Source organism: Rhizobium indicum, from assembly GCF_005862305.2.
Lineage (GTDB): Bacteria > Pseudomonadota > Alphaproteobacteria > Rhizobiales > Rhizobiaceae > Rhizobium > Rhizobium indicum.
In genome coordinates, this window is the sequence record NZ_CP054026.1 from 206,737 (window position 1) to 221,923 (window position 15,187).

General features: G+C 62.6%; 11 protein-coding genes. 10 read left to right on the forward strand and 1 reads right to left on the reverse strand.

The window, feature by feature from the left end:
* Positions 1–7 precede the first annotated feature (7 nt).
* From FFM53_RS35775 to FFM53_RS35810, 8 genes are all read left to right on the forward strand, one after another.
* Positions 8–1,168, forward strand: coding sequence for an acyl-CoA dehydrogenase family protein (locus tag FFM53_RS35775; protein ID WP_138334675.1), 1,161 nt, complete (start codon positions 8–10; stop codon positions 1,166–1,168).
* 4 nt (positions 1,169–1,172) lie between these two features.
* Positions 1,173–3,227 carry an acetate--CoA ligase family protein gene (locus tag FFM53_RS35780; protein ID WP_138390115.1) on the forward strand — a complete coding sequence of 685 codons (2,055 nt, stop codon included), beginning with the start codon at positions 1,173–1,175 and terminating at the stop codon, positions 3,225–3,227.
* A 6-nt stretch (positions 3,228–3,233) separates the two neighbouring features.
* Positions 3,234–4,016 (forward strand): carnitinyl-CoA dehydratase, encoded by a 783-nt coding sequence (locus FFM53_RS35785; protein WP_138334677.1) that lies wholly within the window; start codon positions 3,234–3,236, stop codon positions 4,014–4,016.
* 118 nt (positions 4,017–4,134) lie between these two features.
* Positions 4,135–5,724, forward strand: coding sequence for an ABC transporter substrate-binding protein (locus tag FFM53_RS35790; RefSeq protein WP_138334678.1), 1,590 nt, complete (start codon positions 4,135–4,137; stop codon positions 5,722–5,724).
* 96 nt (positions 5,725–5,820) lie between these two features.
* Positions 5,821–6,825 (forward strand): ABC transporter permease, encoded by a 1,005-nt coding sequence (locus FFM53_RS35795; protein WP_138334679.1) that lies wholly within the window; start codon positions 5,821–5,823, stop codon positions 6,823–6,825.
* The gene (locus FFM53_RS35800) at positions 6,822–7,649 is read left to right on the forward strand and encodes an ABC transporter permease (protein WP_138334680.1); all 828 of its coding nucleotides are present in this window, start codon (positions 6,822–6,824) and stop codon (positions 7,647–7,649) included. The genes FFM53_RS35795 and FFM53_RS35800 overlap by 4 nt, the downstream gene beginning before the upstream one ends.
* Positions 7,642–9,273, forward strand: coding sequence for an ABC transporter ATP-binding protein (locus tag FFM53_RS35805; protein ID WP_138334681.1), 1,632 nt, complete (start codon positions 7,642–7,644; stop codon positions 9,271–9,273). Before FFM53_RS35800 ends, FFM53_RS35805 begins: the two co-directional genes overlap by 8 nt.
* Positions 9,274–9,340: 67 nt before the next feature.
* On the forward strand, positions 9,341–11,344 hold the full coding sequence (locus FFM53_RS35810) for a CocE/NonD family hydrolase (RefSeq protein ID WP_138390116.1): 2,004 nt from the start codon (positions 9,341–9,343) through the stop codon (positions 11,342–11,344).
* A 3-nt stretch (positions 11,345–11,347) separates the two neighbouring features.
* Here the strand turns inward: FFM53_RS35810 and FFM53_RS35815 are convergent, their stop codons facing one another.
* A complete protein-coding gene (locus FFM53_RS35815) occupies positions 11,348–12,259 on the reverse strand; it encodes an alpha/beta hydrolase (RefSeq protein WP_138390117.1) in 912 nt (303 codons plus the stop codon).
* A 224-nt stretch (positions 12,260–12,483) separates the two neighbouring features.
* On the opposite strand from FFM53_RS35815, the gene FFM53_RS35820 reads away from it, so the two are divergent.
* Both FFM53_RS35820 and FFM53_RS35825 read left to right on the forward strand, forming a co-directional pair.
* Entirely contained in the window at positions 12,484–13,008 is a 525-nt protein-coding gene (locus FFM53_RS35820) for an RNA polymerase sigma factor (protein WP_173883722.1), read from the forward strand.
* Positions 13,005–15,131 carry a VWA domain-containing protein gene (locus FFM53_RS35825; RefSeq protein WP_138390119.1) on the forward strand — a complete coding sequence of 709 codons (2,127 nt, stop codon included), beginning with the start codon at positions 13,005–13,007 and terminating at the stop codon, positions 15,129–15,131. The genes FFM53_RS35820 and FFM53_RS35825 overlap by 4 nt, the downstream gene beginning before the upstream one ends.
* Positions 15,132–15,187: the final 56 nt, after the last annotated feature.

Here is a 15,187-nt window from a genome sequence, read left to right on the forward strand (position 1 = left end):
GATCGGCATGGATTTTGGTCTCAGCGAAGAACAGGAAATGATCGTCAACACGGTCCGTGCCTTCGTGGAAACCGAGATCTATCCCCATGAGAACGAGGTCGAGCGCAGCGGTATCGTCCCACCGGAGCTTGGAGACGAGATTCGGCGCAAATGCATCGATCTCGGCTTCTATGCCTGCAATTTCCCGGAAGACGTCGGCGGCGCCGGCCTCGACCATGTCACCTTCACACTGGTCGAGCGGGAACTCGGACGCGGCTCCCTGGGGCTGACCGTTTTCTTCGGCCGGCCCTCCGGCATCCTCATGGCCTGCGAGGGCGAGCAGCGCGAGCGCTATCTCCTGCCTGCGGTGCGCGGCGAGAAGATCGATGCGCTTGCGATCACCGAGCCGGACGCCGGTTCTGATATGCGCGGCATGAAATGCGCCGCCCGCCGCGACGGTGGCGACTTCGTCCTCAACGGCACGAAACATTTCATCTCCCATGCCGATGTCGCCGATTTCGTCATCGTCTTTGCTGCGACGGGCGAGGAGGAAACGCCGAAGGGCATCAAGAAGAAGATCACCGCCTTCCTGGTGGATCGCGGCACGCCGGGCTTCGAAATCCTCAAAGGTTACGATTCCGTTTCGCATCGTGGCTACCATAACTCAACGCTCAGCTTCGACGATTGCCGCATTCCCGAAGCCCAAGTGCTGGGCGAGGTGCATCGCGGCTTCGATATCGCCAACCAATGGCTCTACGGCACGAGATTGACGGTTGCCGCCACCTGCGTCGGCCGGGCACGGCGTGTCTTCGACCTGGCCCTGCCCTACGCCGCCGAGCGCAAGCAGTTCGGCAAGCCGATCGGCGCCAATCAGGGCGTGTCGTTCAAGCTCGCCGACATGATCACCGAGATCGACGCAGCCGACTGGCTGACGCTGGCCGCCGCCTGGCAGGTCGATGCCGGCCGCCCCGCAGACCGGCAGATCGCTTCGGCCAAGCTCTATGCCTCGGAAATGCTCGCCCGCGTCACGGATGAGGCGATCCAGATCTTCGGCGGCATGGGACTGATGGACGATCTGCCGCTCGCCCGCTTCTGGCGCGATGCGCGCGTTGAGCGCATCTGGGACGGCACCTCCGAAATCCAGCGGCATATTATCAGCCGCGACTTGCTTCGACCCCTGGGAGCGTGAGCCGATGACGCCTCGCCCGCTCGACCGCCTGCTCAGACCGCAAACGATCGCCGTCTTCGGCGGTCGCGAGGCGCGCAGGGTGATCGAGCAATGCGACCGCATGGGCTTTGCCGGTGAGATCTGGCCTGTCCATCCCAAACTCGACGAGGTGCTCGGGCGGTCCTGCTATCGCTCTGTATCCGATCTGCCTTCGGCGCCGGACGCAGCCTTCGTTGGCGTCAACAGGACGCTGACCGTCGAAATCGTCCGCAGCCTTTCTGAGGCCGGTGCCGGCGGGGCAGTCTGTTATGCATCGGGTTTCAGCGAGGCGACGGGTGAACTCGGCGACGGCGCCGAGCTGCAGCAGGCCCTGCTGGACGCAGCCGGCGACATGCCGATCCTCGGGCCGAATTGCTACGGGCTGATCAACGGTCTCGACGGTGCGCTGCTGTGGCCCGATCAGCATGGCATGCAGCGCATCGAACGTGGCGTCGCAATCCTCACGCAATCCTCGAATATCGCCATCAACCTGACAATGCAGACCCGAGGCGTGCCGATCGCCTATGTGGTCACTGCCGGCAATCAGGCCCAGACATCGCTTGCCGATGTCGCCTGCGCGCTGATCGACGACCCGCGCGTCACGGCGGTCGGCCTTCATGTCGAAGGTTTCGGTGATCTCTCGGCACTCGAACGCCTGGCCGCCATGGCCCGGCGGTCGAGGAAGCCGGTGGTCGTGTTGAAGGTCGGCAGGTCCGAGCAGGCAAAACGCGCGGCGGTGTCGCATACCGCCTCGCTTGCCGGCAGCGATGCCATCGCCGACGCTGTGCTCGCCCGCCTCGGCCTTGGCCGTGTGCAAACCTTGCCGGCGCTGCTCGAAACCCTGAAACTCCTGCATGTCGCCGGCCCGCTCGCAAGCCATTCCATCTCGTCGATGAGCTGTTCCGGTGGCGAAGCCTCGCTGATGGCGGATGCCGCCGTCGGTCGCAACGTGGAATTCCCGGCGCTGCAGCCGCTACAATTGCCACGGCTGCGGCGGGTCCTCGGCGAGATGGTGACGCTTTCCAATCCGCTCGATTACCACACCTTCGTGTGGGGGGATCTCGCACGCCAGACCGAAGCCTTCAGCGCCATGTTCGAGGGCGGCTATGCCCTCAATCTCGTCGTGCTCGACTTCCCCCGCGATGACCGCTGCGATGCGTCCGAATGGGCAATGACGGCAGACGCGGTCATGACGGCCGCTGCCGCAACCGGTGCGCTGGCCGGCCTTCTGGCGACACTTCCGGAAAACATGCCGGAGCCCATCGCCGATCGGCTGATGGCAAACGGCATCATTGCCTTCTGCGGCATCGACGAAACCATCACGGCTGCGGAAGTCGCCGCCGGCATCGGCCAGGCCTGGGATGGCCCACCTCCCCTGCCGCTGCTCGATGTGTCCCCTATGGACGGCGAGATCGAGACGCTGACGGAGGCCGATGCGAAGGCCGAGCTTGCCGCCTTCGGCCTTCCTGTTCCGCAAGGGCTGTTGGCCTCTTCTCCCGGTCAAGCGGCCGAGCAGGCCGAACGGCTCGGTTTTCCCGTCGTACTGAAAGCGCTCGGCATTGCCCACAAGACCGAGGCAGGGGCCGTCGCACTCAACCTAGAGGATACTAAGGCAGTATCGAATGCGGCGGCGGCAATGCCGCCGAATGCCGGTTATCTGGTCGAGAAAATGATCGATCCGCCGGTTGCCGAGCTCATTGTCGGCGCCATCCGCGACCCTGTCTTCGGATTGTCGCTCACGCTTGGAGCGGGCGGAATCTTCGTTGAATTGCTTGAAGATTCCGTCATCCTGCCGCTTCCGGCGACGAAAACCGATATTCACGCGGCAATTTCACGTCTCAAACTTGCAAAATTGATCTATGGCTATCGCGGGCGGCCAAAAGGCGATCTCGAAGCCGCTGTTGGTGCTGTCTCAGCAACGGCAGATTATGTCGTAAAGAACGCGGCATCCCTGGAGGAACTGGACATTAATCCATTGATGGTTCTTCCCGAAGGGCGTGGCGTGGCCGTAGTCGATGCTTTGATACGGCGGAGGAGGTAGCATAGGTTGAGCGACCACATTCGCACACGACATGACGGTGGAATACTCGAAGTCGTCATCGACCGGCCGAAGGCGAATGCCATCGACCTTGCGACCAGCCGTGCCCTGGGGTTGATCTTCCGAGATTTCCGCGACGATCCGGCGTTGCGTGTCGCCATCGTCTCGGGCGCCGGCGAGAAGTTTTTCTGTGCCGGTTGGGATCTCAAGGCGGCGGCATCAGGCGATGCGGTCGACGGGGATTACGGCGTGGGTGGTTTCGGCGGGCTGCAGGAACTGCGCGACCTCAACAAGCCCATCATTTGTGCGGTCAACGGCATCTGTTGCGGCGGCGGACTGGAGATTGCGCTGTCGACCGACCTGATCCTCGCGGCCGACCATGCGACCTTCGCCCTGCCGGAAATCCGCTCCGGCACGGTTGCCGATGCGGCTTCCATCAAGCTGCCTAAACGCATCCCCTATCACATCGCCATGGACATGCTTTTGACCGGTCGCTGGCTCGACGTTCACGAGGCGCATCGCTGGGGTTTCGTCAACGAGGTCCTGCCGGCCGAGCGGCTGATGGAGAGAGCATGGGAGCTTGCCCGGTTGCTCGAGAGCGGGCCGCCGCTCGTCTATGCGGCCATTAAGGAAATCGTCCGCGAAGCGGAGGGTTCGCCGTTCCAGACTGCCATGAACAAGATCACCAAACGGCAGTTTGCGACGGTCGACAAGCTCTATTCGAGCGAGGACCAATTGGAAGGCGCACGGGCCTTCGCCGAGAAGCGAAGCCCCATTTGGAAAGGAAAATAACCCGGCGGCAGCAACCGCATTATTTTCCCGCATGATGCGGGCACCGGAGGTGGAGAGGAAACCGTCTGCGGACCTGCCCGGAAGTTCTGTCAACGCACCATAAAGAAGGAACTGGGGAATGAACGACTACACGAAATATCTCGCAAGCCGTGTCACCGCCGGCGGGCTCAGCCGCCGCGAATTCATGGGACGCGCCATGGCGGCGGGCATCACACTTGCCGTCGCCGACAAGCTCTTCACCGAAAGTGCCGAAGCGGCCGAACCGAAGCGCGGCGGCCACCTGAAGCTCGGCCTCGAAGGTGGTGCAGCCACCGATTCCAAGGATCCGGCGAAATTCCTGTCGCAGGTCATGTTCTGCATCGGCCGCTGCTGGGGCGACATGCTGGTCGAGTCCGATCCGCTGACGGGTGCCGCCGTGCCGTCGCTTGCCGAATCCTGGGAGCCGTCGAAGGACGCGGCGACCTGGACCTTTAAGATCCGCAAGGGCGTCAAGTTCCACGATGGCAAGGAACTGACGATCGACGACGTCGTTGCGACGCTGAAGCGTCACACCGACGCGAAGTCGGAATCCGGCGCGCTCGGTGTTCTCGGCTCGATCAAGGAGATCAAGGCCGACGGCGGCAATCTCGTCCTCACGCTCAGCGAAGGCAATGCCGACATGCCGCTGCTGCTGTCGGACTACCATCTGGTCATCCAGCCGAATGGCGGCGTTGACGATCCGCTGGCCTCGATCGGCACAGGCCCCTACAAGATGACGAGCTTCGAGCCCGGCGTCCGCGCCACCTTCGAAAAGAACAAGGACGACTGGCGCACCGACCGGGGTTATGTCGATTCGATCGAAATCATCGGCATGAACGACGCCACCGCCCGCATCGCAGCACTGTCGTCCGGCCAGGTCCACTACATCAACCGCGTCGACCCGAAGACCGTCAGCCTGCTGAAGCGCGCCCCGAACGTCGAGATTCTCTCGACCTCCGGCCGCGGCCACTACGTCTTCATCATGCACTGCGATAAGGCGCCGTTCGACAACAACGACCTGCGCCTGGCGCTCAAATACGCCATGGACCGCGAGACCATGGTGAAAAAGATCCTCGGCGGCTACGGCAAGGTCGGCAACGACTTCCCGATCAACAACACCTATGCGCTTTTCCCCGAGGGCATAGAGCAGCGCGCCTACGATCCCGACAAGGCTGCGTTTCACTACAAGAAATCAGGCCATAGCGGCTCGGTGCTTTTGCGCACCTCCGAAGTCGCCTTCCCCGGCGGTGTCGATGCGGCAGTCCTTTACCAGGAAAGCTGCAAAAAGGCCGGCATCGAGATCGAGGTCAAGCGCGAGCCGGGCGACGGCTACTGGACCAACGTCTGGAATGTCCAGCCCTTCTCGACCTCCTACTGGGGTGGCCGTCCGACGCAGGACCAGATGTATTCCACCGCCTATCTCTCGACGGCGGATTGGAACGACACCAAGTTCAAGCGTCCTGACTTCGATAAGCTGCTGTTGCAGGCCCGCTCCGAGCTTGATGAAGCCAAGCGCAAGGACATGTATCGCACCATGGCGATGACGGTGCGCGACGAGGGCGGGGTGATCCTGCCGATGTTCAACGACTTCGTGAACGCCTCCACCAAGCAGGTGAAGGGTTATGTCCACGACATCGGCAATGACATGTCGAACGGCTACGTCGCGACCCGCGTCTGGCTGGACGCCTGATGGCAAGGGGCGTTTGCCCCTCCGATCTCTAACGAAGCCCGGACCGTGGGATGAAACCCCGCGGTCCTCCCGACGTTTTAGCGCGAGGTCCTCGCCATGACCAATCCTGCCCCAAGCATCTTGCCCGGCCTCGGGTTTCGGCAGCGTTTTCCGCTGCTTGCCCTTATCCTCGAGCGCTTCGTGCTCAGTATCGTCCTGCTCTTTGCCGTTTCCATCGTGATCTTCGGCGGTCTGGAAGCCCTGCCCGGTGATTTTGCCACAACCTATCTCGGTCAGTCGGCGACACCGCAGGCCGTTGCCAATATTCGAGAGGATCTCGGGCTGAACCGCCCGATAACCACGCGTTACGTCGAATGGCTCGGCAACGCCGTCCAGGGGGACTTCGGCACCTCCTGGGCCAGCAAGAATTCGGTGAGCGAACAGATCGGCAAGCGCCTTGGCAATTCGCTCTTCCTGGCGGGTTTCGCAGCCGTGATATCGGTGCCGCTCGCCGTTGGGCTCGGCATGCTGTCGGTGCATTTCCGCAATCGCCTGCCGGATAAGATCATCAACGTCATCTCGCTGGCGGCGATCTCGCTGCCGGAATTCTTCGTCGGCTACCTGCTGATCCTGTTCTTCGCGGTGAAATTCGGCGTGGCCACCTTTCCGGCGACGGTCTATGACAGCATGGGTTTCGTCGAGCGATTGAAAGCAATCGCGCTGCCGACGGCGACCCTCGTGCTCGTCGTACTCGCGCATATGATGCGCATGACGCGGGCGGCAATCCTCTCCGTCATGTCGTCGGCCTATATGGAGACCGCAGAGCTGAAAGGCCTTGGCGCCTTCCGCTCGATCGTCAAGCATGCCGCCCCCAATGCGCTCGCGCCGATCATCAACGTCATCGCATTGACGCTTGCCTATCTCGTGGTCGGCGTCGTTGTTGTCGAAGTGGTCTTCGTCTATCCCGGCATGGGGCAGTATATGGTCGATGCGGTCACCGTGCGCGACATGCCTGTCGTTCAGGCCTGCGGCCTGATCTTCGCGGCTGTCTATATCTTCCTCAACATGACCGCCGATATTCTCGCGATTATCGCCAATCCCAGGCTGAGGCATCCGCGATGAGATTGAGAGACATCCCCATCACCGCCTGGATCGGCATGGCCGGTATCGCCATCGCCTTTATATTCGCGATCTTTGCTCCCTGGCTCGCCCCCTATGGCGAGACGCAGGTCGTCGGCGACGTCTGGCAGTTGCCTGATGATCAATATATCTTCGGTCTCGACAATCTCGGCCGCGACATCTTCTCGCGGCTGATCTACGGCGCACGCACGACGCTGCTGGTCGCGTCCGCCGCCACCGTCATCTCGTTCTCGCTCGGCATCATCCTGAGCTTCACGGCTGCCGTCTCGCGCGGCGTGGTCGACACCGTCCTCTCTCGCTTCAACGATTTGATGATGTCGATCCCGACGCTGATCTTCGCACTCGTGGTCCTGGCGGTGCTACCGCAAAACATGGTCGTGCTGATCCTTGTCATGGCGATCCTCGATTCCACCCGCGTCTACCGTCTCGGCCGTGCCGTGGCGCTCGATGTCGCGGTGATGGAATTCGTCGAGGCGGCAACGCTGCGCGGCGAAGGCAAGCTCTGGATCATCTTCCGCGAAATCCTGCCCAACACGCTGTCGCCGCTGCTGGCCGAATTCGGGCTGCGCTTCGCCTTCTCGATCCTGTTCCTCTCGACGCTTTCCTTCCTCGGCCTCGGCATTCAGCCGCCTGCGGCCGATTGGGGCGGCATGGTCAAGGACAACAAGGACGGCATCATCTTCGGTATCTCGGCAGCGCTGGTGCCGGGCACGGCGATCGCGACACTTGCCGTCTGCGTCAACCTCGTCGTCGACTGGCTCCTGAAACGCACATCCAGCCTCAAGGGAGGGCGCGGCGATGCCTGAGCTTCTTTCCGTTCGCAATCTGAAGATCGAAGCAACCAGCTATCCGCCAGGTGAACCGCCGAAGCGAGTGACGATCGTCGACGGGGTTTCCTTCGACCTGCAGAAGGGCAAAGTCCTCGGACTGATCGGGGAATCGGGCGCCGGTAAGTCGACGATCGGCCTTTCCGCACTGGCCTATGGCCGGGGCGGCGCCGAAATCACCGGCGGCGAGGTGCGGCTCGATGGCGCCGATATCCTGGCGCTCGGCAAGAACGGCATCCGAAAAATTCGCGGCGCACGAGTCTGCTATGTCGCGCAATCGGCGGCGGCCGCCTTCAATCCGGCCCACAGGCTCGGCGATCAGGTGATCGAAGCCTCGGTCAAACATGGTTTGATGAGCAAAGACGAGGCGCGCAAACGGGCGCTTTATCTGTTCGGGGTTCTCGGCCTGCCCAATCCCGAAACGTTCGGCGAGCGCTTTCCCCACCAGGTCTCCGGCGGCCAGCTGCAGCGGGCGATGACGGCGATGGCGCTCTGCTCCAACCCTGAGCTCATCGTCTTCGACGAACCGACCACGGCGCTCGACGTCACCACGCAGATCGACGTGCTGGCGGCGATCAAGTATGCCATCGAGGAAACGCACACCGCCGCCCTCTACATCACCCATGACCTTGCCGTCGTCGCCCAGATCTCGGACGACATCATGGTCCTGCGTTATGGCAAGCAGGTAGAATATGGCAGTGTCCAGCAGATCATCGAGGCGCCGCGGGAGGATTATACCCGCGCCCTCGTCAATGTCAGGCAGGCCTACCGCGAGGAGGCGGCCGACCAGTCTGCAGCACTTCTCAAGGTGGAAAATGTCAGTGCTGAATATTCCAACGGCTTCAAAGTGCTGCACGATGTCACGCTGCACGTGCCGAAGGGGCAGACGCTCGCGGTCGTCGGCGAATCCGGCTCGGGCAAATCGACCCTGGCGCGCGTCATTACCGGCCTGTTGCCGCCGAGCAATGGGCGTATCATCTTTGACGGCAAGCCGCTGATGCCTGATCTGAAGAGCCGGCCGAATGACGATCTGAGGCGTATCCAGTTGATCTACCAGATGGCCGATACGGCGATGAACCCGCGGCAGACGGTCCGCGACATCATCGGCCGCCCGCTGACCTTCTATTATGGCCTCAGAGGTGCCGAGAAGACCGCCCGGGTGAAGGAACTGCTCGACCAGATCGAAATGGGCAAGGGTTTCGTCGACCGCTACCCGGCCGAACTCTCCGGCGGCCAGAAGCAGCGTGTGGCGATCGCGAGAGCGCTTGCCGCCAAGCCCGAACTCATCCTCTGCGACGAGCCGACCTCGGCGCTCGATCCGTTGGTGGCGGAGGGTATCCTCAAGCTGCTCCTACGCCTGCAGCAAGAGGAACAGCTGTCCTATGTCTTCATTACCCACGACATCGCGATCGTGCGGGCGATTGCCGACAGCGTGGCGGTGATGCATCGCGGCAAGCTGGTGCGGTTCGGCCCAAAATCGACGGCGCTGTCACCGCCCTTTGACGATTACACCGATCTGCTGTTGAAATCCGTACCGGAAATGGAAATCGGCTGGCTGGAACGGGTGCTTGCCACGCGTCGCATGGAAAGCGCCGGCAACTGACTTGACTAGGTGACTTGACGAGGGGGGCAGAACCCTCGTCTCATGCAATGTGCATCAAGGAATGAGCATGACCTCGCGCGGCTTCACCACCATCGAGAATGAATGGATTACGCTGAAGGATGGGACGCGGCTTGCCGCGCGCATCTGGATGCCGGATGGCGTGGAAGAAGATCCCGTTCCCGCCGTCTTTGAATTCCTGCCCTATCGCAAGCGTGACGGAACCAGCCTGCGGGACGAGTCGACCTATCCGATATTCGCGGCGGCAGGCATTGCCGGCGTGCGCGTCGATATCCGTGGATCCGGAGAATCCGACGGTGTCATCGACGGCGAATATACCGAATGCGAGCTTGCCAATGCCTGCGAGTTGATTGCCTGGATTGCCGCGCAGCCATGGTCGAACGGCGCGGTCGGCATGATGGGCATCTCCTGGGGCGGTTTCAACAGCCTGCAGGTCGCGGCATTGCGGCCGCCGGCGCTGAAGGCCGTCATCTCGATCGCCTCGACCGTCGACCGCTACAATGACGATATCCACTACAAGAACGGCTGCCATCTCTCCGCCCAGCTCTCATGGGCGGCAACGATGCTCGGTTACCAGTCGCGGCCGCCCGACCCGGCACTTGTCGGCGAACGCTGGAAGCAGATGTGGCTGGAACGCCTGGCAGGCGAACCCTTCTTTATGGAGGAGTGGCTGGCCCACCAGCGGCGCGACGATTTCTGGCGTCATGGCTCGATCTCAGAGGATTTTTCGGGCGTGGAAATCCCGACGCTGGTGATCGCCGGCTGGGCCGACGGCTACCGCAATACCCCTCTGATGGCGGTCGAAGGCCTGGGCGGCAAGGCGAAAGCGCTGATCGGCCCCTGGGTCCACAAATATCCGCATTTCGCCTGGCCGAAGCCGCGCACCGATTTTCATGGCGAGGCGATTGCCTGGTGGAACAGATGGCTGCGAGGTGAGGACAATGGGATCGATAGGCTGCCGCAGGCCCGCGCCTATATTCTCGACGCCATCCGCCCTGCCCCGCGACGCGACAGCGATCCAGGTTTCTGGGTCGCCAAGGACGTCTGGTCGCCGCCGCAGATGCAGTGCTTCTATGTCGAGCAGTTCGGCAAGCTGACGGAAGGCATGCCGATTCCGCACGCGCCCGAACATCCCGTCTATCTCAGCTCTCCGCTCGACACCGGGACGGCATCGGGTGAATATTTCACCCTGAAACCCGACGCGGAAATGGCGATCGATCAACGCTCGGACGATGCCGGCTCGCTGGTCTTCGATACGATGCCGCTTGCGAGGGATCACGACTATCTCGGCCGGCCCGTGCTCACGCTTGCGCTGCGCTCCCGGGCGGTGGGTGGAAATCTCTGCGCCCGGCTCGTCGATGTCCATCCGGATGGCACGGCGACGCGTGTCGCCTTCGGCGTCGTCAATCTCACCCACCGGGACGGCAATGCAGATCCCAAGCCGCTGATACCAGGCGAAAGGGTGCCGATCCGGCTCGTGCTCGATGCTTGCGGTTATCGCTTCCGCAAGGGGCATCGCATCTGCCTTTCGCTTTCCACGTCCTATTGGCCGATGATCCTGCCGCCGCCTGATGACGACGGCATCGACATCGATATCGCGGCACTCGGCCTGGGGCTGCCGATGCTCGGCGAGCACCAGCGGATCGACATCAAGGAACCGGCCAATCCCGATCCGCTGCCGAAATACATCGAGCACGCGGCCGCCACGACCAAGCGGCAGGTCGTCCGCGATCTCTCGGCCAATCGAACGGAGTATCATATCCACGAGGATACCGGGCTCACCGAACATCCTGAGACAGGTCTCTCGACCCGGCAATTGCGGGAGGAAATCTGGTCGATTTCACCCGATGATCCGCTGTCGATGACCGGGACATCGACCTGGACTTGCGACATGCGCCGCCCCGGCTGGTTCGCCCGCACGGTCGCAACCGCGCGCATTGCCTGCACCGGAACCGAGTGGATCATCAGTGCTGTCGTCACCGCCTTCGAGGGCGACGTGCAGATCTTCGAAAAGGTCTTTGTGGAAAAGCGGATCGCGCGCGACCTGATGTGACCATCAGGTCGCCGCAAAACGCCTTGTGGCCTCGCAGACGGCACGAAAGCCGTCGCGTGCGCCGTCGCTCATGTGGCGGGCGCGCAGCCACGCGTGCACCATCTGCGGCTCCTCCCGGAACCAGACGTCGACGCCCTCCGCGGTGAGCCGGGCGGCATAGTGCCGGCCGTCGTCCCGGAGCGGATCGAAGTGCGCGACCGTGATGAAGGCCGGCGGCAGCCCGGCAAGCGTAGCCGCATGCAGCGGCTCGGCGATCTCGTTGCCTGTCGGTGCCTGCAGGATCTCGCGGTAATAGGCGACATCCGCCGTCGTCAGGCCCGGCGCCGCGGCCATTTCGACATAGGAGCCTGCAGCAAGGTCACCGCCGAGCGCCGGATAGATCAGGACTTGGCCGACGACGCCGGACAGGTCCTCGTCGCGCGCCCGCAATGCAAGGCCCGCCGCCAGATTGGCCCCGGCGCTATCGCCGATCAGCACGACCTTGCTGTTGGCGGAGAGCAGATGCTTCAACACGGTAAAGCCGTCATCCGTCTGCGCCGGCCAGCGATATTCTGGGGCCAGCCGGTAATCGACCGAAACAAGTTCCGCGCCGGCAAAATCGGCGATCTCGGCGCAGATGGCATGATGGCTCTCGAGCGAACCGACAACGAAGCCGCCGCCATGAAGATAGAGCAGAATGGTGCGCGTGCTGATCTTCCGCGGACGGTAACGCCGGATCGGTATGCGCTGGAGCATGCCGTCCGCAAAGATCATCTCCGGGGGCAGCGGACGGTCAAAGCGCGCGCAAAGAGCGTCGTACCAATGTCGCTGCTGTTCGATCGATGCTTGAACGGCGTCTGGCGGATAGAAGGAATCGCAAGTCGCCAGAAACTGCAGGATGCCCCTTTCAGTGGGGACAGGCGGTTGAGCGGACATGGAGGTCCTTTCGCGATTTGGGACATGACAGGTCATGTCCCTGGCCGACTCTATCTTCATCATGCGCCTTTGTGACGGAGCCGATCTGTCTGGCCGCGACCCATGAATGTCGCGGCTTTTAAAATTCCCAATAATTTTTTCGTCGCGGACCCAAGGAAAGCCATCCGAGAAACGTCTCAATCTCGAAATAGCATCTTGCTGGTCGGTTTGGGGTAGGTGCGGAATTGGATGCGGAGCTCATAGAACGAGCGCAGGGCGGTGACCGGGAGGCCTTCGGGCAACTGGTCTCGCGCCATTATGATTTCGTCCATGCGACGGCGTGGCGTTGGTCGGGCAGTTCCACCGATGCCGACGACATCGCCCAGGAGGTCTGCGTCAAGCTCGGCGCGGCGATCCGCAGCTTTCGCGGCGCCAGCCGCTTCAGGACATGGCTCTATACGCTGACGCTCAACGCCGCCCGCGACCATAGACGCAAGCTTGCACGAGAGGAGCAGACATTCCGCGCCTACGCCGCCGAACCGCAGCAGGATGCGCCGGCCGGAAATGACGATGAGCTATCGAGCGAATTATGGGCAGCCGTGCGCGCCTTGCCGGAAAGGCAATGCGACGCGGTGCTGCTCGTTTACGGCGAGGGTCTCAGCCATTCGGCTGCCGCCGATGTCATGGGCTGCTCGGAGGCGACCGTATCCTGGCAGGTCCATGAGGCGCGCAAGAGGCTGAAGACCGTGCTCGGCAAGGAAGAGGTATGACCGTGGACAAGGAACTCGAAAAGCTCTCCCGCCTGACACCGCCGGCAGCGACGCCGGAGGCGCGTGCGCGTGCGCTTACTGCCGCGATGCAGGCCTTCGATACCGCAGAAAATAATGCGCCGGCCGCCCAAGGAAATGCGAAAGGCTGGCGTCAAAGCTCCATCATCAACTGGATATGGAGCCCTGCCATGAACAAGAAATTCCTCGCCGGTTCAGCCCTAGCGACGCTGCTCGTCATTCCGGCCGCCGGTTACCTGGCGATCGAGCTGACCCGCAACGGATCGCCGATCGTCGATCAGACAGAGATCGCCGGCAACCTTTCGAAAAGTGAGGCGTCGAAACAACGGGCCGCAACTGCCGGTCAGCCGGTCACGGTCGCGCCGCAAACACCGGCCGGGAACAACAGCCTGGATGAGCAATCTGTCGCTGTCGCGCAAGCCCCGCAGGACAAGGAGGCGCCGGCACTCGCGAAACCCGATTCGTCGCGGACATCCGAATTCGATGCCAACGACTTCGCCGCTCTCACGAACAAGCCGGAGGGTTCTGCCGCGGCACTCGGGGCGGCCAAACGCGCTGTGCCGGCCGCTCCCGGCATCGTCCCCCAGCGGCAGCTTGCCGAACCGATGGCTGCCATCGCCCCTTCGCCTACTCCGCCTGCGGAGGGGGATGCCCAGATTCAGCTCGATTCCAATCGCGAGCGGTTTGCCAATGCTGCGGCAAATCCGATCAAGAGCGTGGCGACGGATCCGGTCTCGACCTTCTCCGCGGATGTCGACAGCGCGTCCTATGCCTTCGTCCGCCGGTCGTTGACCGGCGGGGCACTGCCCGACCCGCAATCGGTCCGCGTCGAAGAGATGATCAATTATTTCCCCTATGACTGGCCGGGCCCTGACAATGCCGATCAGCCTTTCAAGGCGACAGTGACCGTGATGCCGACCCCGTGGAACCACGACACGGAATTGATGCATGTGGCGATCAAGGGCTATGACATCGCGCCGGCGACCACGCCGCATGCCAATCTGGTCTTCCTGATCGACGTGTCCGGCTCGATGGACGAGCCGGACAAACTGCCGCTTCTCAAGAGCGCCTTCCGGCTTCTGGTCAACAAGCTGAAGGCCGACGACACCGTCTCGATCGTCACCTATGCCGGCAATGCCGGCACCGTGCTCTCGCCGACACGGGTGGCGGAGAAATCGAAGATCCTGTCGGCGATCGACAGGCTGGAGCCCGGAGGTTCGACCGGCGGCGCCGAAGGCATCGAGGCGGCTTACGATCTTGCCAAGCAGGCCTTCGTCAAGGACGGCGTCAACCGGGTGATGCTGGCGACCGATGGCGACTTCAATGTCGGCCCGTCGAGCGATGAGGACCTGAAGCGCATCATCGAGGAGAGACGCAAGGACGGCATCTTCCTCACCGTTCTCGGCTTCGGGCGGGGCAATCTCAACGATTCTCTGATGCAGACGCTGGCGCAGAACGGCAACGGCAGTGCTGCCTATATCGACACCTTGGCCGAGGCGCAAAAGACGCTGGTCGAAGAGGCCGGATCGACGCTGTTTCCGATCGCCAGCGACGTTAAGTTTCAGGTCGAGTTCAACCCGGAACGGATCGCCGAATACCGCTTGATCGGTTACGAGACGCGGGCGCTGAAGCGCGAGGATTTCAACAATGACCGTGTCGATGCCGGCGATATCGGCTCCGGCCACAGCGTCACGGCGATTTACGAGATTACGCCCAAGGGAAGCCCCGCGGTGATGAATGATGACCTGCGCTATGGCGCAGCCAATAAGGCGGCCGCCGCGGCGGCCGACAGCGCCCATCACGGCGAACTTGCCTTCGTCAAGATGCGCTACAAGCGGCCGGGCGAGGACAAGAGCGTCCTCATCACCACGCCTGTCGACGATAGCAACGCAGTCGCCACCGTCGATGCCGCGCCGCAAGATGTCCGCTTCTCGGTGGCCGTTGCAGCCTTCGGCCAGAAACTCAGCCATGTCGCGGCCGTCGATTCCTATTCCTACCAGGCGATTGCCGCTCTCGCCGCGGCATCGCGAGGAACGGATGCCTTCGGCTACAGGTCGGATTTCCTCAGCCTCGTTCGGCTGGCGGACGGCCTCAGTCAACGGTGAGGCAAGAGGCACAAAATGAGAGGCCGTCCTAAAAGGGCGGCCTCGGCTCTTCAACG